Below are 23,503 nucleotides of genomic sequence, written 5' to 3'. Positions count from 1 at the left end.
CCGCGCGGTCGAACACGCCGACCCCGTGGCCGACCAGCACCCGGTCGGGCGAGACGCGCGCGAGCGGCCCGCGCGGCGGGAACGGGCGCGCGTACGCCGACACGCCCAGCCGCTCGCCGCGGGCGCGGAACGTCGGCGCGGTGCCGAGCGCCTCGGGGACGTACAGCGTCCCGTCGGACGCGCGGTACAGCATCGCCTCGTGCCACGTCGGCAGCGGCGTCCACCCGACGAGCCGGTACTCCGTGCCGGGGAGCCGCCCCGACACCCGCTCGACGGGCGCGTCGACGCGCGCGTCCACCCGGCCGACGTGGTCGGGGACGGAGACCGGGACGCCGTACCGGTCGGCGAACGCGCCGGCGTCGCGCGCGTGCCAACTCGAACAGACGGCGACGCCGGCCACCTCGCCGAGTTCGGCAACCCGGTCGTCGACGCCCGGCGCGTCGAGCGGGTCGACCAGCCAGACGCCGTCGTCGGTCGCGAGCGCGTGACTCGCACGCCGGAGCGTCTCGTCGGGGTGTGCGACCCAGCCGAACCCGCCGTCCCAGCGGTCGACGAACCGCGGGTCGGCGGGCGCCTCGGAACGGGAGGGCATCGGGTCCGATGGGACCGAGACGCCGCAAGTAGCTGTCGGTCGTCCGACCCGAGAACGCCCCTCCCGAGACTCAGATCGGATACTCGGAGCGGCGGCGCGGAACGGGTCTGGCGGGTCGAGCGGCGCCGATAGCGTCTCGTACGCCCTGAGACCGCCGCGAACGGGTGACCTGTCAGCGCCAAAAGTTCTATACCCTCCCGCCGGTACGAGCTACGAAAGGAGCGTATCGCATGGCAAAGGACACGGTCAGGTACCCCGACGCGGTCGTCGACGAGATAGACCGACTGGTCGAGGAGGGGACGTTCGAGAGCAAGTCGGAGTTCTACCGCTTCTCCGCGGAGTACGTCCTCGCCATCGTCGACGACGACTGGGAGCCGGAGACGTTCAACTACGCGGAGATCCGCGACGAGTTGGACCTCGACGAGGAACCGGTGTTGCTCGGGGCCGACGGCGGCCGGGACTTCCTCAACGCCGTGATCACGGTGCGCCAGTACGGGCTCCGCAACGAGTTCGAGGAGGCGGAGACGTTCATCGACGAGAACTACGACGTGACCGACCGCTCCGGCATGGTACTGGAGGAACTGCTCCGCGTCTACCGTGACCGCGCGGAGACGGGCGGATCGGGCGCACAGAGCGGCCTGTAGCCGACTGGGGGCCGGCCTGGGGGCCGCGAATCCGCGGGTTCGAACGGGGCGGTCCGACCGACGCCGACCGCGGAGCGGCGCGTCGGGGGAGCCGAGCGGGCGGGTCGACCGCTGGAGGAGGAGCGGGGGACCGAATCGAACGTTGGAGAGCCGATCGACCGAATCGACCGCTGGAGGGCCGGAGGGGGACCAGTCTCCTCTCCCTCACCCCGCATCACCTCACCCGCGGAGCGCCTCGACGGGTCGCTCGCGGGCGGCTTTCCAGGCGGGGTAGAGTCCGCCGACCACGCTCGCGACGACGCCGAACGCGACGCCGGCGGCGACGTAGCCGAACGCCCCGGCGGTGAACGCCAGCGGGTCGTCCAACAGTGCGCCGTTGATCAGCGCCGTGATCGCGAGCGCGAGCGGCGCGCCCAGCAACGACCCGACGACGCCCAGAAGCGTCGCCTCGGCCAGCAGGACCCGGAGGATGTCGAACTTCTCGTAGCCGACCGCGCGAAGCACGCCGATCTCCTCGCGGCGCTCGATGGCCGACATCAGCATCACGTTGGCGATGCTGACGCCCGCGACCAAAAGCGAGATGGCGCCGATCCCGACCAGGAACAGGTTGACCTGCGCGAACGCCTGGTCGATCCGGTCTGCGGCCTGTCCGCGCTCGAATATGTCGACTCGCTCCTCGCGGTCGTTGAACGCGGCGCGAACGTCCCGAGCGGTCGCGTTCGCCTGCCGGGTGTTCTCCGTCCGGACGACCACCTGCGCGTAGATGTCGTCCTCGAACTCGCCGGGCGGGAGGACGACCGCGCCGTTGGGGCGGGCGACCTGTGCGCGTCCCTCGTCTTCGAGGACGGCGGCGACGCGGTACGTCTCCAGGCTGGTGACGACCTCCCCGTCGCGGACGTCCGACCGGTTGACGGTCAGTTTGGCCCCGGGTTCGAGACCGCGTTCGTCCGCGAGTGTCCGCCCGACGAGCGCGCCGTTGCGCCAGTTGCCCGGAATGTCCCCCTCGTCGACCGTGTACAACTCCCGCGGGTCGTCGACGCCGTACAGCGTGACGCCCGTGCGGTCGCCGTCGCGGCCGGCGAGGACGCCGTCGCCCCGCTTCAGCGGGACGATGTCGGCGGTCCCGGTGACGCGGTCGACGGTGTCGACGTCGGCCGCGGTGAGGTGCCCCGGCTCCTTGTCCGGGCCGGCGTACACCTGGATGTCCGAGCCGATGGTGCCGAGGGTGCCCATCTGTGCCTCCTTGAACGCGACGCCGCCGGCGCCGATGGCGCCGATGGCGACGACGCCGATGACGATGGAGGCGACCGCCAGCGCCGACCGGGTGCGCGCGCGGGTGATGTTCCGCCGGGCGATCAGGAACGTCGGGAACGCCCCCCAGAGGCGGTCGAGGAGCCGCATCGCTACCGAGCCTCCGCGGGGTCGGCGAACACGTCCCCGTCGACCAGGTGGACGGTCCGGTCGGCGAACTCCGCGACGTAGTCGTCGTGGGTGACGGTGACGACGCCGACCCCCTCGTCGGTGATCCGCTCGAACTCCGCGAGGATCCGGTCGCCCGTCTCGCGGTCGAGGTTGCCGGTGGGTTCGTCCGCGAGCAGGAGGTCGGGGTCGTTGACCAGCGAGCGGGCGATGGCGACCCGCTGTTTCTGCCCGCCCGACAGTTCGTCGGGGTAGTGGTCGAGGCGGTCGGCCAGCCCCATCCGGTCGAGCAGGTCGCAGGCGGTCTCGCGTGTCGCCGCGGGCGTCCGGTCGAGCAGGCGGGGGATCTCGACGTTCTCGACCGCCGTCAGCGTCGGGACGAGGTGGAAGCTCTGGAACACGAACCCGACCACCTCCTTCCGCCTGCGGGTGCGCTCGGTGTCGGAGAACGTCGACACGTCGGTCCCCTGGAGGCGGACGTCGCCGCGCGTCGGCACGTCGAGCAGGCCGAGCACGTTGAGCAGCGTCGACTTCCCGCTGCCCGACGGGCCGACGATGGCGACGAACTCGCCGGGGTCGATCCGGAACTCCACGCCGCGGAGCGCGCGGACGGTCTCGCCGCCCGTCTCGTACTCCTTGACGACGCCCTCGCCGACGATCACCGGGCCGTCGTCCGTCTCGCTCGCGCCGTCCGTCTCGCTCGCGTCGCTCGCGCGCGTCCCGTCGTCGGGGACTCCGGCTGACGGCTCGGCGGTCATCGTCGCCACGCGACCGCGAGCACGCCGAGCAGGACGACCCCGCCGACCGCAAGCGGCACCGCCGGGAGTCCGCCGTCCTGCCGGGCCGGTTCGGGCGTCGCCTGCGCCTCCGGGCCGACCGGGACGTCGGTCCGGTAGGAGCGTTCGACGCCGTCGACGACGTACTCGACGCGGACGGGCACCGACGAGACGGTCGCGTTCCCGTCGGCGCGCGCGTTGAGGTCGAACGAGACGAAGTCGCTCGACTCGACGGTGCCGACGAAGTAGTCGGGCTGGGGGGGTGCGGGTCCGACCCGCTCGCCGTCGACGACGCTCACCACGACGCTCGACACCGCGTCGCCGCCGACGTTGCTCGCGCTCCCCGACACCGCGAGCGCGCCCTCCTCGCGGACGACGTCGACGCCGGTCAGGCGGACGCGGCCGGGGTTCTCGGGCGCGGTGAAGTCGCCGGTGAACGTCCGCGAGACGGTCTCGCGCTCGCCGTCGGCGGTGTACGACAGCGACACGTCGACCGGATACCGTCCCGTTCCGTTCACCCGCGCGGGGAACGAGTACGTCGACGACGCTTCGCCGCCGAGGACGGCGTCGACGCGGCTCTCGGTGTCGAAGCCGACCGCGTCGTCGGCCGCCGACACCGAGAGGTCGAGCCGGCGGATCGACGCGTTGTGGCCGTTGGCGACCGTGACGTTGACGGTCCGCTCGGCGCCCGCGACCGCCTCCGCCACCGACAGTTCGAGCTGCGGGTCGGGGTGGCGCTCGCGGACGGTCACCTCGACCGGCTGGACGACGCGGCGCGACTCCACGTCGTCGAGGAGGGTGACGTGGACGTAGACGGTCCGCTCGCCCGTCTCGTTCAGCGTCGGCTCGATACGCACCGTCCGGCGCTCGCCGGGGCGGACCCGCTCGGCGACCGAGTCGCGCGTCTCGATCTCGTCAGCGTCGGGCGCGGGCCCCTCGAGTACTTGCAGTTCGGTGACGACGTAGTCGCCGTCGCTGTCGGCGGCGTTCGAGACGGTGACGTCGATCGGGAACGACTGTTCGACCACCGGCCGGTCGGTCGAGGGGTCGACCGACACCGACGCGAACGTGTCGGCGGCGACCGGGACGGCCGCGGTCGCGGTGACCGCGGCGAGCGCTACCAAGAGGGCCGCTGTAGTTCGGCTGCGGGGCATGTGGTCGTCCGGTCGCCGGGGAACCCAATAGCCCCCGACGACGAACTTCCCGCTGCGAAAACGCGGGATCGGAGCCGGGCGGGGAGTCGAAACCAACTAGCCGCAAAGCGGCACGCACGCCGCGGTGGCGGCGTCGCCCCGCCGGTCGGCGCGGCGTCGGACCGTCGGCGGCGGGCGGGGCGGGACCGCTGGTTCTCACGGTTTCGCGCGGTCCCGCCGGGTGGCGCCGACTCCCGCTCGGTCTCGCGCGGGCCGCCCGGCCCGGTATCGGTACCCCCAAAGCCACCCCGGTCGGAGGGGCGGGTATGAGACTCGAGGACTACTGGGGGATCGGACCCAAGACGGCGGCGACGCTCCGGGAGGCGCTCGGCGAGGAGCGCGCCGTCGCGGCCATCGAGTCGGCCGACGTGCGCGCGCTCGTCGACGCCGGGGTGACGCGCGGCCGCGCGACGCGGGTGCTCCGCCGGGCGAACGGCGGGGGCGGGATGGACCTGTTCGCCACGAAGGACGCCCGCGAGGTGTACGACCGGCTGCTGTCGCTCGCGGCGGAGTTCGCGGTCACCGACCACGCCGCAGACCGGGTGCGCGTGCTCACGCCGCTGCCCGACGAGGCCGAGCGGGCGGCGCGGCTCGACGACGTGCTCGAAGCCCGCGACGCGTGGGCGGGGCTCGACGACGACGCCCGCGCGGCCGTGCTCGCGGCGTTCGACCGGTACGACGAGGCGGGCGGCACCGACCGCGCGGCGGTCGAGACGGCGCTCGCGCTCCGGGCGGCGGGCCTGCGCGGCGGCACGTTCGCGGCGCTCGACGGCGTCGACGAGGACGCGCTCGCGGGGGCGGCCGACGCGCTCGGCGCGCTGACCGACGAAGGGGTGGCGGCGGGCGCCGACGAGGAGCTCGACCGCCTGCGCGAGCGACGCGACGCGGTCGAGGCGCTCGCCGACTCCGCGTTCGACGTGATCGACACGGTGCGCGAGCGGGGGGTGCGCGACGCCGACGCGTTCGAGTCGGCGGTCGTGGAGTACGTCGCCGACGAGACCGACCTCACCCGCGGACGGGTCCGCTCGGCGTCGCCCGACGGCGCGGTCGACTCCGCCGACTTCGTCAGCGGGACGCTCCGGGAGCTGTCGTCGGCGCTCGACGCGGACGTGACCGAGCGCGAGGAGACGGTCCGCGCGGAACTGGAGGCGGCCGTCGAGGCGGCCGGCGACGACGTCGAGCGGGCGGTCGAGGCGGCCGGCGACATCGCGTTCCTGCTGTCGCTCGCGCGGTTCGCTGTCGAGTACGACCTCACGCGGCCCGACCCCGCCGACGACGGCATCGCGGTCCGGGAGGCGCGCAACCTCTTCGTCGACGGGGAGGTCCAACCCGTCACCTACGCGGTCGGCGCCCACCCGCTCGGCGACGCCGCGCCGTCTGACGACCGGGTCGCGGTGTTGACGGGTGCGAACTCCGGCGGGAAGACGACGTTACTCGAGACGCTCGCGGCGGTGGTGGTGCTCGCGTCGATGGGGCTGCCCGTCCCCGCCGAGGAGGCCGCGGTCGGCGGGTTCGACGCGGTCGTCTTCCACCGTCGGCACGCCTCGTTCAACGCCGGCGTGCTGGAGTCGACGCTCAAGTCGATCGTGCCGCCGCTGTCGGGGGAGGGCCGGACGCTGATGCTCGTCGACGAGTTCGAGGCGATCACCGAACCCGGGCGGGCGGCGGACCTGCTCAACGGGCTGGTGGAACTCACCGTCGAGCGGGGCGCGCTCGGGGTGTACGTCACCCACCTCGCCGACGACCTCTCGCCGCTGCCCGACGCCGCGCGGATCGACGGCATCTTCGCGGAGGGGCTGACCGAGGGTCTGGAGTTGGAGGTCGACTACCAGCCCCGGTTCGGCACCGTCGGCCGCTCCACCCCGGAGTTCATCGTCTCGCGGCTGGTCGCCAACGCGGGCGACCGCGCCGAGCGCGCGGGGTTCGAGCGGCTCGCGGCCGCGGTCGGCGAGGAGGCGGTCCAGCGGACGCTCTCGGACGTCGAGTGGACCGAGGAGTAACAAGAGCGGAGCGCGGACGGGCCGGTATCGCCGGGGCTCAGTCGGCCGTCGCGGGCGGCGCGTCGGCCGTCGCGGGGTCGTCGTCGGCGTCGGCGACGGTCGGGTCGTCCCGGTCGCGGCCGAACACGCCGCGGTGCTCGTAGACGACCCACGTGTACGGCACCTTCGCGGCCACGTCGAGGAACGTCACCAGCATCGCGGTCCCGAGCGTCGAGACGGCGTCGAAGCCGGCGGGGCTGGCGAGCCAGACGACCGGGTACACCAGCCAGACGACGCTGCTCTGGTTGCGCAGCCGGAGGAACAGCCGACGCCGCTCGGGCGTCGTCTCGCCCGCGTTCGCGGGGTACACCCGGAAGAGGACGACCATCGTCGCGGCGAACGCGAGACAGCTCACGCCGAACGCCGCCCACTTGACCGCGCCGGTCGTCGTCGTCGCGACCCAGCCGCCCGAGATGAACAGCGCGTCGAGTCCGGCGGCCGTCGCCAGCCACTTGCGGTCGACGCCGACCACGTGGCCGACGTACCACACCATCACCGCGGTCGTGACGAACCAGTCGAGGTAGCGGGCGGCCTGCGCCTCCGTGCCGCCGCCGACCACCGCCCCCAGCCCGATCGTCATCGACAGGTACGCCAGCGCGGCGAACGCCGGGACGACGAGCAGGCGGCGGAACTCGCCCGCGTCGGCGTCGAGCGAGTCGTCCCGCAGCAGCGACGCCACCACCGCGACGCCGACGAGCATGCCGAGCGTCCCGGTCGCGTACACCAGCGGTTCGAGCGTCGCGGCGTCGAGACCGCCGATCATCGCCCGTCACCTCCCTCGCGGCCGCCGTCGGTCTCGACGCCGCCGTCACCCACCGCCCGCGGGGTCGACCCCGACGGTCCCGCGGTGCCGCCCGCCGAAGCCCCGCCCGCCGGCCCGTCGGCGGCCGACTCGCGCACCTCGAACGTCGAGAGCGCGTCGAGTAAGTCGGCCGACCGCTCGCGGAACGCCTCCGACTCCTCGACCACCGCGTCGACCGCGGGCGACTGCTCGCTGGCGGCGGTGTTGGCGGCGGCCGCGCGCTCGGCCGTCCGGTCGCTGTTGGCCGCGAGGGTGTCGATCGTCTCGGAGACGCCCGCGGCCGCCGACGCCTGCTGGGCGGTCGCGTCGCTGATCTCGCGGACCCCCTGGTCGAGGTCCTCGACGGCGGTGGCGATATCGTCGAGGCGGTCGACCGCCTCCGCGACGGTCGCCGACCCGTCGCTCACCCGCTCGCTGGTCGCGCGGATCGACTCGACCGCGCGCTCGGTCTCGGTGCGCACCTCGTCGATCATCCCCGCGATGGCGTCCGCGCGGTCGCCGGTGTCCTCCGCCAGCCGCTTGACCTCCTCGGCGACGACCGCGAACCCCTCGCCGTCGGCGCCGGCGTCGCCCCCGCCGCCGGCGCGGGCGGCCTCGATGCTCGCGTTGAGCGCGAGCATGTTGGTCTGTTCGGCGATCTCGCGGATCAGTTCGGCCGCCTCGGTGATCTCGGCGGTCGCATCGTCGAGCGTCTCGATCCGGTCGACCGCGTCGCTCATCGTACTGTCCACGTCGTCCATCGTCTCGATCGCGTCGCCGGCGGCCACCCGCGCGTCCGCGGAGGCGTCGGCCGCCTCGTCGGTGGTCTCGACGAGCGACTCGGTCGTGGCGGCCACCTCCTCGGCGGTCGCCGAGAGGTCGGCCGTCTCGTCGGCACCCTCGCGGGCGGTCGCCCGCTGTTCGTCGGTCGCGGCGTCGATGTCGTCGGTCGCCGCGAGCACGTCGTCGGTGCGGTCGTCGATCCGCTCGGCGGCGCTGCGCACGTCGACGGCGCCGTCGGCGATGTCGGCCGCGAACGCGTTGACCCGCGCGAGCGCCGCCTCCAGTTCGTCGACGGTGTCGTTGAACGCCTCGCCGACCGTCTCCATCGCCTCGTGGTCGCGGTCGACGTCGACCCGCCGCCCCAGGTCGCCGGCGGCGACCGCGCGCATCGTCTCGGCGTAGTCGCTCGCCGTCAGCCGGTAGTCGGCCGCCATCGACTGCGCGCGCTCCTCGGCCGCCTCGGCCTCCGCCCGCGCCTCGTCGGCGTCGGCGATCCGCGCCGCGAGCGACCCGCGCATCCGGTCGACGGAGTTGTACACCCGACCCAGTTCGTCGACCCGCGAGGCCCGCACGCGCACGTCGAGGTCGCCGTCGGCGATCGCCTCGGTCTGTGCTTCGAGCGTCCGCATCGAGACGACCGTGTTCGTCCCGAGGTACGCCCCGAGCACCACCTGCCCGGCGGTCGACATCAGTATCGTCCCGACGACGTTCCCCGTCACGAGTCCGTAGCCGACGGTCGCGGCCGTCGTCAGCGCGAAGCCGACGAGGAGCTTCGCCGCGAAGCTCCGTCGGAGTAGTCGTACCATCTTGCGCGGTCCGACGGCTCGCCCCCCCATCAACCCTCGTCGTCAAATATCGGTTCTGAGTCTCGGGCCGCCTCCTAGGGACCGAGCCTCCGCGGACGGAGTCCGTCGGGTGACGGACGGCGCGTCGGCGTCTCCCACCCGTCGGTCGTCCCGTTCGGGCGGGCGACGACGGCGCGGACCGCCGCGAACGGGGTCGTTCCCCGGTCAGCCGGGGGCGGGCACGACCCGCCCGAGCGACCGGATCCGACGGTTCCGACACCGACGGACCGCTCGCCGCCCCGCCGACCGACGCGTATCCACCACATATTTATCGCTGAGTCCGTTTCGTAAAGTATCCGCAGCCGTGTCACGACGTGGTCGCGGTTCCGTCGGTCGAACGCGGACCCGGCACCCCCCCTCACCGGGACCCGACGACCCCCGAACCGTCCGAGCGCACGGGACAGTACGCCTATGACACCGACGCACTCCAGCCGGGGTTACACGCCCGGCGCCGTCGTCGCCCAGTTCCGCACCCCCCGGCGAGCGTCCGCTCGCGGGTCGGTGTCGTCGTCCGGAACTGCGGGCGCGGACGGCGCCTCGTTGAGCGTCGGCACCGCCCCCCCGCGGGCGACGGTCGCATGAGCGGGGTCGCGGCCGCGCCGCCGGCGACGGGGACGATCAGGGTCCTCCACGTCGACGACGAACCGGGTCTCGGCGACCTGGTCGCGACGTTCCTCGAACGGACGAACGACCGACTCGCCGTCGAGACGGTGGCGAGCGCGGGCGAGGGGCTGGACCTGCTCGCGGACGCGGAGTTCGACTGCGTCGTCTCCGACTACGACATGGCGGGTCGGAACGGCATCGACTTCCTCGAGGCGATCCGCGCCGAGTGGCCCGACCTGCCGTTCATCCTCTACACCGGCAAGGGGTCCGAGGAGGTCGCGAGCGAGGCGATCACGGCCGGCGCGACCGACTACCTCCAGAAGGAGACCGGGACCGACCACTACGCCGTCCTCGCGAACCGGATCGTGAACGTGGTCGAACGGGAACGCGCCCGGAGTTCGGTGGACGAGACCCAGCGGCTGTTCTCCGAACTCGCCAACAGCGCCGACGACGTGCTGTGGCTGTTCTCGCACGACTGGGAGGACGTCGTGTTCATGTCCGAGTCCTACGAGGAGGTGTACGGCGAGCCGCGGTCGACGCTCCACGACGACGCGAGCGCGTTCCTCGACGCGATCCACCCCGACGACCGCGAGCGGGTCCGGCGGGCGATGGCGAGGCTCTCGGCCGGCGAGTCGATCGACATCGAGTACCGGGTCAACGAGAGCGAGGAGTACGGACGCCACGTCTGGGTCAAAGCCGACCCGATCACCGACGCGGCGGGGTCGGTCACGCACATCGGCGGGTTCACCCGCGACGTGACCGACCGGAAGGCGCGCGAGTTCGAACTCGCGAGCGCACAGCGCCAGTACGAGGCGATGTTCGAGGACCCCAACATCCTCGCGGCCGTGCTCGCCCCCGACGGGACGGTGCGCGACGTCAACCGGACCGCGATGGAGTACATCGACGCCGACTTCGACGCCATCGTCGGTCGGCCGTTCAGCGAGACCCCGTGGTGGGGCGACGACGACGCGCTCGAACGGGACGTCGAGGAGTGGGTCGAGCGCGCCGCCGCGGGCGAGTACGTCCCGTTCGAGACGGAGGTCGTCAGCTCCGACGGGCGACGCGTCGTGAGCGGCGTGTTCAGGCCGGTGACGGACGACGAGGGGGAGGTGACCGAGATCGTGGTCTCCGACCAGGACATCACCGACCGGCGGGGGCGCGAGCGCGTCCTCCGGGAGATGTACGAGGTGATCGCCGACCGCGACCGGTCGTTCGACGAGCAGGTTCGCGCGCTGCTGGAACTCGGGCGCCAACAGCTCGGAGTCGACTACGGGACGCTCTCGCGGGTCCGCGGCGACGAGTACGTCTTCGAGGTGGTCGACGCCGACGGCGGGGGTATCGACGAGGGCGACGTGGTGCCGGTGTCGGCGACCAACTGCGAGATCGCCGTCGAGCGCCGGGAGACGCTCGCCATCGGTGACGTCGAACGCGACGCGCCCGAGGAGACCGACCGCGCCGGGTTCTCGGAGTGGGGGATCACCTGTTACCTCGGTGCGCCGGTGTTCGACGACGAGGACGTCTACGGGACGTTCTGTTTCTACGGGAGCGAGCCGCGCGCCGAGGGGTTCTCCGAGTGGGAGGTGACGCTGGTCGAACTCATGAGCCGGTGGGTGAGCTACGAGCTACAGCGCCAGCAGACGAACGACCGGCTCGACCGGTTCGCGTCGATCGTCTCACACGACCTCCGGAACCCGCTCAACGTCGCCCAGGGGTCGATCGAACTGGCCGAGGAAACGGGCGACCTCGACCGGCTCGCGGACGCGCGGCGTGCGCTCGACCGGATGACCGCGCTGATCGACGACCTGCTGGTGCTCGCGCGGTCCGGGGTCGCGGTCGACGACCCGTCGACGTTCGATCTCGGGGCGACCGCCGAGCGGTCGTGGGCGAACGTCCCGACGGGCGACGCGCGGCTCCGCGTCGAGACCGACCGGACGGTTCGCGCGGACGGCACTCGACTCGAACAGCTGTTCGAGAACCTGTTCCGCAACGCGGTCGAACACGGCGGTACGGGGGTCACGGTGACGGTCGGCGGCCTGGACGACGGGTTCTACGTCGCGGACGACGGGGCGGGTATCCCCGCAGACGACCGCGAGGCGGTGTTCGAGGCGGGCTTCTCGACGGCGAGCCAGGGCACCGGATTCGGGCTGTCGATCGTCCGCGAGGTGGTCGACGCCCACGGCTGGCAGGTGCACACGACCGACGGCCCCGCGGGCGGCGCGCGCTTCGAGTTCACCGGGGTCGCGTCGGGGGAGTGACCCCGGCCAGGGTCCGCAGCCACCGCGGTTCCCGCGGCCGCGCTCGTGGCCGGCCCGTACGCGACCCTCGACATCGACGGTCCCGCGCTGGCGTACGGCGGCGGTACGCCCCGCCTACCCAAGCCCGTGCGGGACGTACCCACATCGACCGTGCCACTCAGAGTCGTCTCCCGACTCCGCCGCGACCGGGCGTTTCTCTTGGGTCTCCTCTGCGGGACGCTGGTGTCGGTCGCGGGGCTGGTGGGGTACGTCGGCGTCCCGGTCGTCGCGGGCGACCACCCCTCCCTCGTCGAGGGGGCCGCGAGCGCCGGGTTCGACATGGCCGGGCGTCCGCTCGCGTATCACGGCCTCGTGGTGGTGTTGCCGTCGTTCGTCGCCTCGGCGGCGGGCACGCTCCTCCTCCGGCGGTGGGGTCTCACCGGGCGGGGTCCGCTGCTCGAACTCGCGGGCGGTATCGTCCTGACGCCGCTTCTCGCCATCGTCCTCGCGTACGCCGTGACCGCGGTGGGCGTCGGCGCCGCGATGGGGCTCTCGTCCGGCGGTGCCCCGGGCGACGCCCTCGTCGGGTCCGTTGCGATCACCGTGTGGGCGCTGATATTCGGCGTTTTCGCGGTCGCCATCGCGGTCGCTATCGTCGTTCCGGGCGTGTTACTCGGTACGGCCGCGGGGTACCTGGTGGCGCTCGGGGTCATCCGGGCGGGCGGAGCCGCACCCGTCGACGAGGCGTGAGGGCGCTAGCCCCGTCTCACCCGAACGCGCCCAGACTCGACTGCAACTCCCGCCGACTCCCGCCGGACTCCACCTCGTAGCCGACGAGCGAGCGCATGTCCACCGCGTACGTCGTCCCCGCGTTCCGGAGGACGAGCACGCGCCCCTTCGTCCCGACCACCTCGCCGGCGGCGAGCGTCTCCGCGACCGGCCGCCCGGACAGGTCGAGACCGTAGTCGAACTCGAACGTCTCCAGGGGGTCGAACCCCGCGAGCAGGTCGTCCCACGCCTCGGCGTCGAGCGTCGCACCCAGGCCCGCTATCTTGGTCGGGACGCGCACGCGGTCGGGTATCTCCTCGGCGATGCCCGCCTCTCGCTCGCGGGCGACCCGACCGTTCTCCACCGTCCGTAGGTGCGCCGCCCGGTCGGCGCCCTGTTCGCGGAGGCGGGTGTCGAGGCGCCACTCCCGGGTCACCCCGACCTTGAACGTGTCGGGGGCGAACGCCGCGAGGTACACCGCGTGGTCGTCGAAACAGTCCATCTCGTCTTTGAGACACGTGCCGGTACACCGCGCGCACACCCACGTCGAGCGGTGGTCGCGGCAGTAGGGGGCGCCCTCGGCGTCGCACGCGACGTGGTCACCCTCGTGGACCGTCCCCGCGCAGTGGCGGTCGGCGAGCGCCCAGTCGAGTCGGTCGCCGGGGTCGAGCGGAACCCGGTCGACCGCCGCGCCGGGGCCGTCGCTGACGAACAGCGCGCCGCCCGGCGTCTCGTACCCGACGATCTGCACGCCGTCGGGTAGTCGGCGCGCGGCTTTAGGCGTGTCCATCCCGGCCGCCCCGGCGGCTTCGTCTCCGCCCCTCGACGCCGGTGTCGTCGTGGACGCGGCGAGCGCGAGCGGTACATACCGCGTGGTTCCCGAGTCCGGGAGTAGCTTCACCCGCGGTGTCGATGGACGGCCGTGCTCGACGCGACGCTGACGGTCGAACCCGGCGAGGCGGGACTCGCGCTGCGGCTGACGGTGGAGAACACCGGCGACGGCCCGGTGTCGCTGTCGTTCTCGGACGGCCAGCGCGCGGAGTTCGTCGTCGAACGACCCGACGGTGGGGAGGTGTGGCGCTGGAGCGAGGGCCGGTCGTTCACGATGGCGCTCGGCAACGAGGAGCTACGGCCCGGCGAGACTCGCGAGTTCGAGGCGACGTGGGAGGGTGCGGAGAGCGGCGAGTACGTCGTCCGCGGCTGGCTCGTCGCCCGCGAGGCCGACGCCGAAGCGGAGATGCGGGTGACGGTGTAGGACGGAGCGTCGCCCCGCTCCGGTTCAGCCGGGGTCCCGACCGGATTCGGCCGGGTCCGCCCGGGCGCTCGGGTTCGGTCGGTCCGGTCCGCGGTTCCGTGCGGGCCGCGTCACTCCTCGTGGTCGCGGCCCCCGTCGGCGACCGCCGGGCCGTCGGCGCCCGACCCGCGGGGACCGACGCCCGCCGCGTCGCGGCCGCCCGCTCCGTCGCCCATCTCCCCGTCGACTCCGGTCTCGAAGCGCGCGAGCGCGGCCGACAGGTCCGTCGCCAGGTCGGACAGCCCCTCGGCGCGCTCGGAGATCTGGGCGGTCGAGGCGGCGGTCTGTTCTGCCGCCGCGGCGACCCCGTCGACGGTGTCGACCGCGGACTCGCCGGAGGCGGCGGCCTCCTCGACCATCGACACCACCTCCTCGGTGGAGGCGGCCTGCGAGTCGGTCGCGCGGTTGATCTCCTGGACGCCCGCGTCGGCCGCCTCGATCCGGTCGCTCACGTCGTCGAGCGCGCCCAGCGCGCCGTCGATGGTGTCACGGCCCTCGCGCACCCGCTCGCCGGTCGCGCGCATGTTGTCAGCGGCCTCGTCGGTCGCCGCCTGGATGTCGCCGACGAGCGCCTCGATGTCGCCCGCCGCCGTCGACGCCTCCTCGGCGAGCACCTTGATCTCCTCTGCGACCACCGCGAACCCGTCGCCCGACGTGTCCGCGCGCGCCGCCTCGATGCTCGCGTTGAGCGCGAGCAGGTTGGTCTCGGCGGCGATCCCGCCGATCACCTCGACGATCTCGCCCACCTCGTCGACCTCGCGTTCGAGCTGTTCGACCTGCCCGATCGCCTCGGTCGCCCGCCGTTCGACCGCGTCGAGTTCCGACAGCGCGTCGGCGGCGTACTCCCCGCCCGCCTCGCCGCGCTCGGCCGCCTCCCGCGAGACGCTCGCCACCTCGTCGGCCGAGGAAGCCACCTCCTCGACGGTCGCCGACAGCTGCCCCATCTCGTTTGCCGCCTCGCGCAGCCGCTCGCCCTGCCGTTCGGTCTCCGACGACACCGTCTCCACGTCGCCGCTGACCGTCACGGTGCTCTCGCGGATCTGGTCGGCCCCCTCGGCCACCTCGCCCGAGGCGTCGGCGACGCGGTCCGCCGCGCCCTCGACGCCCGCGACGAGTTCCTCGATGTCGTCCATCATCCCGTTGAACGCCGTCGCGATCGACGCGAGCGCCTCGCTCCGCCCGTCGGCGTCCAGCCGGACCGTCAGGTCGCCGTCGGCCGCCCGCCCCATCGACGCGCCGAACGACGACGCCTCGGACTCGATGGCCTCGTTCAGCTCCGCCGTCTCCGAGCGCGCGCGCTCGGCCTCCTCGCGGGCGGTCTCGGCGGACGCCTGCGCGGTCCGCGCGCGTTCGGCCTCGCGTTCGGCGTCGGCGCGGGCGGCCTTCGAGTCGTCGACCACCGACAGCGTCCCGGAGGTGCCGACCGCGAACGCGGCGACCGTCGCGGTCAGAAGCGAGACGCTCAGCGTGTCGAGCACCGCCCACGCCAGCCCCGCGTGCTCGGCGAGCACGACCCCAGTCCACGCCGCTCCGAGTATCGCCGCGAGCAGGTAGTTGGCCCAGAACCCCGACTCCACCTCGGCGTCGCGGTAGTTCAACGCGGCGTACCCCGCCGCGCCGGCGAACCCGACGAACCCGATCAGGTCGAACACCGCGGCGACGTTGACCACTCAGACCGCCTCCCCGCCGTCGGCGACCGCGGCTGGTTCGTCCGCCTCATCGGTCCCGTCCGCGTCGGCCGCCGCGACGGCCCGTTCGTCGCCCGCGAGGATCCGCTGTCGCCGTCGGTAGGCGGCGAGCAGGAACACCGCGCCCGCGGCGCCGATCCCGACCGCGTGTTCGAGGAAGCCGAACACGCCCCCGAGCACGACGTGTTCGACGTTGGTGGCGACCGCCCCGAAGAACAGCAGCACGTACCCCAGCGTGAACAGCCCTGACCGCTCGGTGCGCTGGGTGACCACCGGGATCAGCCCCAAGAGCGCGACCACGACCAACACGAGTTCCTTGGCGTCGAGTGCAGCGAGATCCAGTGCCATGATCCCATCACCACGACTCCCGGCTTAACGGAAACGCCGCAAATATCACGGGCGATTGTCTACGTGTCGGCGTGACGAACGGAACCCGGCAGTCCGCGGCGACCGTCGGCCGCGCGCCGGATGTGCGCCGGATGCGCGCCGGACGCGTCCGTCCGGGCGACCGGCCTACGCCGACTGGCGGTACACCAGGTTGCGCTGTATCTCGCTGGCGCCCTCGTAGATGACCGGGATGCGCACGTCGCGGTAGACGCGCGCGATGCGGCGGTCGGCGAGGACGGAGCGCCCGCCGTGGAGTTGCATCCCGCGTTCGGCGCAGTCGACCGCCGTCTCGGTCGACTTCAGCTTCGCCATCGCGGCCCACAGCCCCGCGTCGTCGCCCTCCTCGACCTTCTCGGCGGCGCGCCAGTTGAGCGCGCGCGCCGCCTCGAACTCGGTGCGCATGTTCGCGAGGTCGTGTTGGACCGACTGGAACTCCGAGATGTTCCGGCCGAACCCCTCGCGGTCGTGGACGAACTCCCACGCCTCCTCGATGGCCGCGGCGGCCATCCCGAGTCCGTGACCGCCGACGACGACCCTGCCGTGGTTGAAGAAGTCCGCGAGCGCGTAGAAGCCGCCGCCCTCCGCGCCCACCAGGTTCTCCTCGGGGACGAAGCAGTCGTCGAAGACGATGTGGCCCTGCTTCGACGCGCGCATCCCCATCTTCTCGGGGATGTGCTCCGCCTCGTACCCGTCGGCGTCCGTCTCGACGATGAACAGCGAGTAGTTGCCGTAGCGGTCGTCGCGGTCGGCGGTCTTGGCGTACACGGTCAGCCAGTCGGCCTCGACGGCGTTGCCCACCCAGTACTTCTCGCCGGTCAACTCGTAGCCGCCGTCGACTTTCTCGGCGGAGGTGGTCATCCCCGCGAGGTCGGAGCCGGTCTGCGGTTCCGACACCGCCAGCCCGGATATCTGCTCGCCCGCGGCGACCGGCGGGAGGTACTCCTCCTTCTGGTCGTCGGAGCCGTACGTGTAGACGAGTTCGTTGCCGAACGACGCGAGCATCAGCGTGAGCCCGATGCCCGCGTCCGCGCGGTAGAACTCCTCGGCCATCGCGAGCATCTGGTGGAGGTCGAACTCGCGGCCGCCGTACTCCTCGGGGATGTCCTGCCCGACCAGCCCCGCCTCCTGGCCGGCTTCGAGGACCTCCCACGGGTACTCGCCCGCCCGGAAGTACTCCTCCGCGACCGGCGCGATATGGTCGTCGGCGAACTCCCGCGCCTCCCGTTTCACGTCGCGCGCGTGGTCGGGAACCACCGACTCGTCGAGCAGACCGAGGTTCGTGCCCATACCCGCTCATCGACCCCCGAAACCATAACGGTCGTGAAACCCCCGACCGGTGGGAGCGGGTTTACGCGCCCGCGAGGCGCCGCTCCCGCGTCCGGGCCGGGCGTCACTCCCGGGTCGCGTCGAGCGTCGCGGCGGCGGACGTCGCCCGCCTCACTCCTCGTCGTCGTCCGCGTCCGTCGGGGCTGTCCCGTCGGTCGCGCTCCCCTCGTCGCTCGCGTCCCCGGAGTCGTCCGCGTCGCCGTCGGTCGTGCGATCGTTCGTCCCGCCGTCCGCTCCCCGCTCGTCCGTCTCCGGGTCGCTCGACGCGCGGCCGTCCGCCCCGTCGGTTCCGGACTCCGCGGGGTCCGTCTCCGCCTCCGCCCCGGTCTCGGTCTCGGGGTCGGGGCTCTCATCCTCCGTTTCGTCGTCGTCCTCGCTCGCCGCCGCGAGCAGGTCGCGGACCGCGGGGCGCTCGACGGTCCCGGTGTCGGTCCGCGGGAGCGCATCACGGAAGCGGACCGTCCGCGGGAGTTTGAACGGTGCGAGACGGTCGCGGCAGAACGACTCCAGTTCGTCGGCGGTCGGGGCGGCCTCGCCGTCGACGGGGACGACGAGCGCCGCGACGCGTTCGCCCCACTCGTCGTCGGGGACGCCCGCGACGGCGGCGTCGACGACGCCGGGGTGGTCGCGCAGGGTCGACACCACCTCGCCGGGGTCGACGTTCTCCCCGCCGGTGATGATCCGGTCGTCGACCCGGTTGAGCACGTGGAGGTAGCCGTCCTCGTCGCGGTAGCCCACGTCGCCGGTGTAGAGACCGCCGGGACCGAACGCCGCGTCGGTCGCCTCCCGGTCGCCGTAGTAGCCGGGCGTCACCGTCGGGCCGTCGACGACGAGTTCGCCCGTCTCGCCCGCCGGGACGACCGCCCCCTCCTCGTCGCGGACGGTGAGGTCGGTCCAGAACTGCGGCCGGCCGACCGTCCCCGGGTCGGCGGCGGCCTCGTCGGGGCTGGCGGTGGTGACCTGCGACGCCGTCTCGGTCATCCCGTAGGTGGGGTGGACCGGCACCGAGTAGTCGTGACACCGCTCGACCAGTTCGTCGGGCGCGGGCGCGCCGCCCAAGAGGACCACCCGGAGCGAGTCCGAGAGCGTCCCCCGGGCGTCGAGCATCCGCCGGAGCATCGTCGGGACGAGCGAGACGCCCGTCACGTCGTACTTCCGGAGGTCGTCCGCCGCGTCGCCGGGGTCGAACGACCGCCGGAGGACGACGCTCGTCCCGTACAGCGTCGCGCGGTACAGCGGCATGATCCCGCCGGTGTGGTGGAGCGACAGCGTCGCCAGGTAACGGTCGTCGGGCGTGACCCCCAGCCGGAACGCCGACGCCACCGCCGACGAGAGCACGTTCCCCATCGTGAGCACGACGGGCTTGGGCGCGCCGGTCGACCCCGAGGTGAACAGGATCGCGAGCGGGTCCGACCGCTCCCACGTCGCCGGGTCGACGGCGCCGTCGGGCGCCGACTTGAGGTAGGCGACCCGCTCCCACTGGGGTTCGTCCACGGAGACGAGCGGCACGCTCGGCTCGGCGTGCTCCGGCGACTCGACGGCCGCGTCGGCGCCCGGTTCGTCGCGTGCGGTGTCACGCCGGGTCGGGTCGTCGGTCTCGTTGTCCTCGTCGGCGTTCGTCGCGTCCTCGTCGTCGGTCTCGGTGGTCTCGTCGGCGTTCGCCGCGTCCGCCGCGCGGTCCGGGTTCGGGTGCGGCTCCGTCCCCGGGTCGGGGCGGTCGGCCGCCTCGGCGGCCGCGGTCATGGCGTCCGCCTCCGCCGCGCCCGTCGCTTCGACGGCGGTCCGTTCGGTGTCGGCGTCACAGACCAGGACGGTCGCGTCGGCCCGGTCGAGCGCCGGGGCGAGTTCGGCCGGCGTCAGGTCCGCCGACACCGGGACCAGCCGCGTACCCAGCCGCATCGACGCGTGGAGGAGGGTGACGTACTGGGGGCGGTTGCGCATGGCGACGCAGACGTGGTCGCCGGCTTCGACCCCCAGCCCGGCGAGGCGGCCCGCCATCGCGTCGGCGGCGTCGTGCAACTCCGCGTAGGTCCACGTCCGCCCCGAGCGGGCGGCGACGAGCGCCTCCGCGTCGGGCGTCGCGGCGACCCGGTGGGCGAGCCAGTCGCGCATACCCGGTCCGGGGACGGCAGCCTTACTACTCTTCCGTCTCGCCGTCGGCCCGCAGTCGCTCCTCGACCGGGTGTCCCTCGGCAGGTGTCTATCGACCATTCCCCTCCCGACCGGTCGACGCGCGGCGGGTCAGGCCTCGACGAACTCCACGAGCACGCCGCCCGTGGAGCCGGGGTGGAGGAACGCCACGTCGTGCCCCCACGCGCCCGGCCGGGGGGTCTCGTCGACGAGTTCGACGCCCGACTCGCGCGCCCGGTCGAGCGCTCGCCCGACGCCGTCGGTGGCGAACGCGAGGTGGTGGATGCCCGGTCCCTCCCGGTCGAGATAGCGCGCGATAGTCCCGCCCTCGTGTGGTTCGAGCAGTTCGAGGTAGCCGTTCGAGCAGTCGAGGAAGACGACGTCCATCCCGTCGAACGTCTCCTCGTGGGCCACCTCACAGCCGAGCACGTTCACGAACAGGTCGGCGAGCGCGGCCGCGTCGTCGGTTGCGACGCCCGCGTGGTGGAGTTCCATACCGGCTCGACGGCCGGCGGTCACCTAAAGCGGGGTGTGACCCGCGGGCCGCCGCTCGCGCGGCCCCCGGGACCCGACCACCTCACTCGTTCGCGCGTCGCGGCCCGCCCGGTCAGCGGCCGGGCTGCCACTCGCCGAACTCGTCGCGGAAGGTGTCGGATATCTCGCCGACCGTCGCGTACGCCTTCACCGCGTCGACGACGTACGGCATCACGTTCTCGTCGCCCGCGGCGGCGTCGGCCAGGCCGGAGAGCGCCGCCTCCACCGCCTCGTCGTCGCGCTCCGCGCGAACCGCCTCCGTGCGTTCGACCTGCGCGCGCTCCTCCTCCTCGGACACCTCCTCGATGTCGACTTCCGGCTCCTCCTCGACCCGGTACTCGTTGACGCCGACGATGACCCGCTCGCCCTCCTCTATCTCGCGTTGGCGCTCGAAGGAGACGTCCTGGATCTGTCGCTGGACCCACTGGTCGCGGACGGCGTCGAGCATCCCGCCGCGGTCGTCCACGTCGTCGATGATGTCGAACGCGCGCTCCTCCAGTTCGTCCGTCAGGCTCTCGACGTAGTAGCTCCCCGCCAGCGGGTCGATGGTGTCGGCCGCGCCCGACTCGTGGGCGAGGATCTGCTGGGTTCGGAGCGCGGTCCGCACCGACCGCTCGGTGGGCAGCGACAGCGCCTCGTCCTTCCCGTTGGTGTGGAGCGACTGGGTGCCGCCGAGCACCGCCGCGAGCGCCTGGTAGGCGACGCGGGCGACGTTGTTCTCCACCTGCTGGGCGGTGAGCATCGACCCCGCGGTCTGGGCGTGAAAGCGGAGCTGTTTCGAGGCCGGTTCCTCCGCGCCGAACCGCTCGTCCATGATCTGCGCCCACATCCGCCGGGCGGCGCGGAACTTCGCCGCCTCCTCGAACACGTTGTTGTGGGCGTTGAAGAAGAACGACAACTGGGGGGCGAACTCGTCGACGTCGAGTCCCGCCTCGACCGCCGCCCGGACGTACTCGATGCCGTCGCCGAGCGTGAACGCTATCTCCTGGGCGGCGGTCGACCCGGCCTCGCGGATGTGGTACCCCGAGATGGAGATGGTGTTGAAGTTGGGCGTCTCGGCCGCACAGAACTCGAAGATGTCGGTGATCAGCCGCATGGACGGCTCGGGCGGGTAGATGTACAGGTTGCGCGCGATGTACTCCTTCATGATGTCGTTCTGGACGGTGCCCCGCAGTTCCGAGCGGTCGACGCCCTGCCGGTCGCCGACCGCGACGTACATCGCGAGCAGGACCGCGGCGGGGGCGTTGATCGTCATCGACGTGGACACCTCGTCGAGGGGGATGCCGTCGAACACCCGCTCCATGTCCCGCAGCGAGTCGATGGCGACGCCCGACTTGCCCACCTCGCCCGCCGCCATCGCGGCGTCGGAGTCGTACCCCATCTGGGTCGGCAGGTCGAACGCCATCGACAGCCCCGACGACCCCTGCTCGCGGAGGTAGCGGAACCGCTCGTTCGTCTCGCTCGCCGTCCCCATCCCGGCGTACTGCCGCATGGTCCACAGCCGCCCGCGGTGCATCGTGGAGTAGACGCCCCGGGTGTACGGCTCCTCGCCCGGGAACCCCAGATCCTCCTCGTAGTCGAGGTCCGCCACGTCGGCGGGCGTGTACAGCGCGTCCACCTCCGGCCCGCCCGTGTCCGTCGTGAACGACTCCTTCCGCTCGCCGAACCGCTCGAGCGTCGGCGCGCGGGTCTCCGACTCCCACCGCGCTTTCCCCTCGCGGATCGCCTCCAGGTCGTCGGGGTCGAACATACCTCGGGGGTCGGCCCCTCGGGCCTTAAGCGTTCGACGCCGGTCGTCTCGACCCCGCCGACTGCCGCGAGGGCGCGCGACCACCGCGCGGGGGGCGACCGCCCCGCGGACCGCACGACGGCCGCGGAGTCGTGGATTTATCCCGCCCCCGACCCACCCCCCGGGCATGCCGCTCGCACTCACCCTGGCGTACGTGCTCCACACGCTGTTCGCGGGCCTGTGGGTCGGCGCCGTCGCGTTCACCGCGTGGAAAGTCGTCCCGGCGGCGAAGGCGGGCGACGCCACGCCCGAGTCGCTCGCCGCCGTCGCGGGCGGCCTCTCGACGCTGACGCGCGTCGCCGCGCTGTTGTTCCTCGCCACCGGCGGCTACATGGCCGCGACGGTGTACGGGAGCGAGGGGCTGTTCGCCCCCCCGCGCGGCCACCTCGTGCTCACGATGCTCGGTCTCTGGATAGTGATGACCGGCCTCGTCGAGGTCGCGACGAGTCGGATCGACGACGCGACCGCCGAGAACAAGGTGCGCACCGGCGCACGCGAGGCCGGCACGCTGCTCACGGCCGCCGCCGGCGTCGGCGTCGTCCTGCTCTGTATCGGCGGCTACCTCGTCGCGCCGCCGCTGTAACCGCCGACCGACCCGGCGACTCGTCCGTCTCTCCTCGTTCCCGTCCGCCGACCCTCCGCGCTCACGTCGAGCGGCGGCTTCTCCGCGTGCGGCCGGTCGAACGACGGCGACGCGGTTCCGTCGGCCGTCCGACCGTCGCGGACGGACCCGCGGCGCGCGCGGGGGACGTTGCCGACGAGACGGCCGCCCGCCCCCGCGAGACGACACGCGTCGCCCTCCCGGGGGAGGCTGTCGGCGACGTAGACGTTCCCCGACGGCGACGTGGCCTGCGGACCGGCCGGAGCGACCGCCGTCCCCGCCCCACCCGGAACGCTAAGTGCCGAGCCTCGGTACCCCCTCGCGTGAACGTTCCCGACGACGTCAGGCGGTTCGTGCGCGCGGCCGGCCCGGAACACACGCCCGTCCAAGAGCGGATGGCGGAGTTCGCGGCCGAACACCGGTTCCCGAACATCGGCCCGGAGGCGGGGGGCGTACTCCGCACGCTCGCGCGGCTGACCGGCGCGGGGACGGTGTTCGAGTTCGGCTCCGGGTTCGGCTACTCCGCGTCGTGGTTCCTCCGCGGCGGCGCCGACCACGTGGTGCTCACCGAACTCGACGACGACGAACTCGACCAGGGTCGGGAGTTCCTCGCCGACGCGGGGCTGGCGGACCGCTGTTCGTTCGAGGGTGGCGACGCCCTCGACACCGTCGACCGGTACGACGGCCCGTTCGACGTGGTGCTCGTCGACCACCACAAGGAGGGGTACTGCGACGCGCTGGAGGCCGCGACGCCGAAGCTCCGCGAGGGGGGCGTCGTCGTCGCGGACAACGTGATGCGCGGCCCCATCGACTTCGACGCGGTTCTCGCCCACCTCGAGGGCGAGCCGGAAGCCATCGACGCCGACGACGAGCCGTCGCGCGCCATCGCCGACTACCTCGATACGGTGTGTCACGACGACCGCTTCGAGACGGTCGCGCTCCCGGTGGGGTCGGGGCTTGCCGTCTCCACGAAGGTGGCGTAGCGGGGCGGGTCCGAAGGTTCACGTCGGGTCGGGCGACCACCGACCGCGTGCGCTGACGGTGGCCCCCCGGCGCTCGCGGCCGCGCGACACGCCG

20 protein-coding genes are annotated in these 23,503 nt (G+C 73.0%); 7 read left to right on the top strand and 13 right to left on the bottom strand.

Annotated elements, in window-relative coordinates; all coding sequences use genetic code 11:
- A partial coding sequence (locus tag K933_RS10930) for a hypothetical protein (protein ID WP_023394797.1) occupies positions 1–592 on the bottom strand: 592 nt, incomplete at its 3' end.
- Between the two features lie 230 nt (positions 593–822).
- On the opposite strand from K933_RS10930, the gene K933_RS10925 reads away from it, so the two are divergent.
- Entirely contained in the window at positions 823–1,236 is a 414-nt protein-coding gene (locus K933_RS10925) for a CopG family transcriptional regulator (protein ID WP_023394796.1), read from the top strand.
- Positions 1,237–1,455: 219 nt separating this feature from the next.
- Here the strand turns inward: K933_RS10925 and K933_RS10920 are convergent, their stop codons facing one another.
- From K933_RS10920 to K933_RS10910, 3 genes are read right to left on the bottom strand one after another with little or no spacing between them, the layout of a single operon-like run.
- A complete protein-coding gene (locus tag K933_RS10920; protein ID WP_023394795.1) occupies positions 1,456–2,637 on the bottom strand; it encodes an ABC transporter permease in 1,182 nt (393 codons plus the stop codon).
- Between the two features lie 2 nt (positions 2,638–2,639).
- A complete protein-coding gene (locus K933_RS10915) occupies positions 2,640–3,413 on the bottom strand; it encodes an ABC transporter ATP-binding protein (RefSeq protein ID WP_080509262.1) in 774 nt (257 codons plus the stop codon).
- Positions 3,410–4,585, bottom strand: a complete 1,176-nt coding sequence (locus tag K933_RS10910; RefSeq protein WP_152529809.1) for a hypothetical protein — start codon at positions 4,583–4,585, stop codon at positions 3,410–3,412. Before K933_RS10910 ends, K933_RS10915 begins: the two co-directional genes overlap by 4 nt.
- Positions 4,586–4,890: 305 nt before the next feature.
- On the opposite strand from K933_RS10910, the gene K933_RS10905 reads away from it, so the two are divergent.
- A complete protein-coding gene (locus K933_RS10905; protein WP_023394792.1) occupies positions 4,891–6,624 on the top strand; it encodes a DNA mismatch repair protein, muts family in 1,734 nt (577 codons plus the stop codon).
- A gap of 37 nt (positions 6,625–6,661) precedes the next feature.
- Here K933_RS10905 and K933_RS10900 read toward each other — a convergent pair whose 3' ends face one another.
- Together K933_RS10900 and K933_RS10895 are read right to left on the bottom strand one after the other, a co-directional pair.
- Positions 6,662–7,426 (bottom strand): bacteriorhodopsin, encoded by a 765-nt coding sequence (locus K933_RS10900; protein ID WP_023394791.1) that lies wholly within the window; start codon positions 7,424–7,426, stop codon positions 6,662–6,664.
- Complete coding sequence (locus K933_RS10895) at positions 7,423–9,033, bottom strand: methyl-accepting chemotaxis protein (protein WP_023394790.1); 1,611 nt, start codon at positions 9,031–9,033, stop codon at positions 7,423–7,425. Before K933_RS10895 ends, K933_RS10900 begins: the two co-directional genes overlap by 4 nt.
- A gap of 617 nt (positions 9,034–9,650) precedes the next feature.
- On the opposite strand from K933_RS10895, the gene K933_RS10890 reads away from it, so the two are divergent.
- Positions 9,651–11,930 (top strand): hybrid sensor histidine kinase/response regulator, encoded by a 2,280-nt coding sequence (locus K933_RS10890; protein ID WP_023394789.1) that lies wholly within the window; start codon positions 9,651–9,653, stop codon positions 11,928–11,930.
- A 150-nt stretch (positions 11,931–12,080) separates the two neighbouring features.
- Positions 12,081–12,659 carry a hypothetical protein gene (locus K933_RS10885; RefSeq protein ID WP_152529808.1) on the top strand — a complete coding sequence of 193 codons (579 nt, stop codon included), beginning with the start codon at positions 12,081–12,083 and terminating at the stop codon, positions 12,657–12,659.
- 16 nt (positions 12,660–12,675) lie between these two features.
- Here the strand turns inward: K933_RS10885 and K933_RS10880 are convergent, their stop codons facing one another.
- Positions 12,676–13,428 carry a DUF2797 domain-containing protein gene (locus tag K933_RS10880; protein WP_023394787.1) on the bottom strand — a complete coding sequence of 251 codons (753 nt, stop codon included), beginning with the start codon at positions 13,426–13,428 and terminating at the stop codon, positions 12,676–12,678.
- 171 nt (positions 13,429–13,599) lie between these two features.
- Between K933_RS10880 and K933_RS10875 the strand changes: the two genes are divergently transcribed.
- The gene (locus K933_RS10875; protein WP_023394786.1) at positions 13,600–13,932 is read left to right on the top strand and encodes a BsuPI-related putative proteinase inhibitor; all 333 of its coding nucleotides are present in this window, start codon (positions 13,600–13,602) and stop codon (positions 13,930–13,932) included.
- A 110-nt stretch (positions 13,933–14,042) separates the two neighbouring features.
- On the opposite strand, the gene K933_RS18385 is transcribed toward K933_RS10875, so the two are convergent.
- From K933_RS18385 to K933_RS10845, 6 genes are all read right to left on the bottom strand, one after another.
- Positions 14,043–15,641, bottom strand: coding sequence for a methyl-accepting chemotaxis protein (locus tag K933_RS18385; protein WP_023394785.1), 1,599 nt, complete (start codon positions 15,639–15,641; stop codon positions 14,043–14,045).
- On the bottom strand, positions 15,642–16,007 hold the full coding sequence (locus K933_RS10865) for a hypothetical protein (protein ID WP_023394784.1): 366 nt from the start codon (positions 16,005–16,007) through the stop codon (positions 15,642–15,644).
- Positions 16,008–16,172: 165 nt separating this feature from the next.
- Complete coding sequence (locus K933_RS10860; protein ID WP_023394783.1) at positions 16,173–17,333, bottom strand: acyl-CoA dehydrogenase family protein; 1,161 nt, start codon at positions 17,331–17,333, stop codon at positions 16,173–16,175.
- A gap of 150 nt (positions 17,334–17,483) precedes the next feature.
- A complete protein-coding gene (locus K933_RS10855) occupies positions 17,484–19,484 on the bottom strand; it encodes a class I adenylate-forming enzyme family protein (protein ID WP_023394782.1) in 2,001 nt (666 codons plus the stop codon).
- Between the two features lie 129 nt (positions 19,485–19,613).
- Positions 19,614–19,997 (bottom strand): methylmalonyl-CoA epimerase, encoded by a 384-nt coding sequence (gene mce, locus K933_RS10850; protein ID WP_023394781.1) that lies wholly within the window; start codon positions 19,995–19,997, stop codon positions 19,614–19,616.
- 112 nt (positions 19,998–20,109) lie between these two features.
- Positions 20,110–21,786: an acyl-CoA mutase large subunit family protein gene (locus tag K933_RS10845; protein WP_023394780.1), complete on the bottom strand. Its 1,677-nt coding sequence runs from the start codon at positions 21,784–21,786 to the stop codon at positions 20,110–20,112.
- A 166-nt stretch (positions 21,787–21,952) separates the two neighbouring features.
- Between K933_RS10845 and K933_RS10840 the strand changes: the two genes are divergently transcribed.
- Together K933_RS10840 and K933_RS10830 are read left to right on the top strand one after the other, a co-directional pair.
- Entirely contained in the window at positions 21,953–22,408 is a 456-nt protein-coding gene (locus tag K933_RS10840; RefSeq protein WP_023394779.1) for a CopD family protein, read from the top strand.
- A gap of 341 nt (positions 22,409–22,749) precedes the next feature.
- The gene (locus K933_RS10830) at positions 22,750–23,409 is read left to right on the top strand and encodes an O-methyltransferase (RefSeq protein ID WP_049947801.1); all 660 of its coding nucleotides are present in this window, start codon (positions 22,750–22,752) and stop codon (positions 23,407–23,409) included.
- Positions 23,410–23,503: the final 94 nt, after the last annotated feature.

The sequence above is a fragment of the Candidatus Halobonum tyrrellensis G22 genome (assembly GCF_000495475.1).
Lineage (GTDB): Archaea > Halobacteriota > Halobacteria > Halobacteriales > Haloferacaceae > Halobonum > Halobonum tyrrellense.
This window is presented reverse-complemented; position numbering and strand designations above follow the sequence as displayed.

What these genes read in the sequence shown, in the direction of transcription:
- K933_RS10925 (WP_023394796.1), top strand. Translation starts at nt 823, where the DNA reads ATGGCAAAGGACACGGTCAGGTACCCCGACGCGGTCGTCGACGAGATA.
- K933_RS10920 (WP_023394795.1), bottom strand. Translation starts at nt 2,637, where the DNA reads ATGCGGCTCCTCGACCGCCTCTGGGGGGCGTTCCCGACGTTCCTGATC.
- K933_RS10915 (WP_080509262.1), bottom strand. Translation starts at nt 3,413, where the DNA reads ATGACCGCCGAGCCGTCAGCCGGAGTCCCCGACGACGGGACGCGCGCG.
- K933_RS10910 (WP_152529809.1), bottom strand. Translation starts at nt 4,585, where the DNA reads ATGCCCCGCAGCCGAACTACAGCGGCCCTCTTGGTAGCGCTCGCCGCG.
- K933_RS10905 (WP_023394792.1), top strand. Translation starts at nt 4,891, where the DNA reads ATGAGACTCGAGGACTACTGGGGGATCGGACCCAAGACGGCGGCGACG.
- K933_RS10900 (WP_023394791.1), bottom strand. Translation starts at nt 7,426, where the DNA reads ATGATCGGCGGTCTCGACGCCGCGACGCTCGAACCGCTGGTGTACGCG.
- K933_RS10895 (WP_023394790.1), bottom strand. Translation starts at nt 9,033, where the DNA reads ATGGTACGACTACTCCGACGGAGCTTCGCGGCGAAGCTCCTCGTCGGC.
- K933_RS10890 (WP_023394789.1), top strand. Translation starts at nt 9,651, where the DNA reads ATGAGCGGGGTCGCGGCCGCGCCGCCGGCGACGGGGACGATCAGGGTC.
- K933_RS10865 (WP_023394784.1), bottom strand. Translation starts at nt 16,007, where the DNA reads ATGGCACTGGATCTCGCTGCACTCGACGCCAAGGAACTCGTGTTGGTC.
- K933_RS10860 (WP_023394783.1), bottom strand. Translation starts at nt 17,333, where the DNA reads ATGGGCACGAACCTCGGTCTGCTCGACGAGTCGGTGGTTCCCGACCAC.
- K933_RS10855 (WP_023394782.1), bottom strand. Translation starts at nt 19,484, where the DNA reads ATGCGCGACTGGCTCGCCCACCGGGTCGCCGCGACGCCCGACGCGGAG.
- mce (WP_023394781.1), bottom strand. Translation starts at nt 19,997, where the DNA reads ATGGAACTCCACCACGCGGGCGTCGCAACCGACGACGCGGCCGCGCTC.
- K933_RS10845 (WP_023394780.1), bottom strand. Translation starts at nt 21,786, where the DNA reads ATGTTCGACCCCGACGACCTGGAGGCGATCCGCGAGGGGAAAGCGCGG.
- K933_RS10840 (WP_023394779.1), top strand. Translation starts at nt 21,953, where the DNA reads ATGCCGCTCGCACTCACCCTGGCGTACGTGCTCCACACGCTGTTCGCG.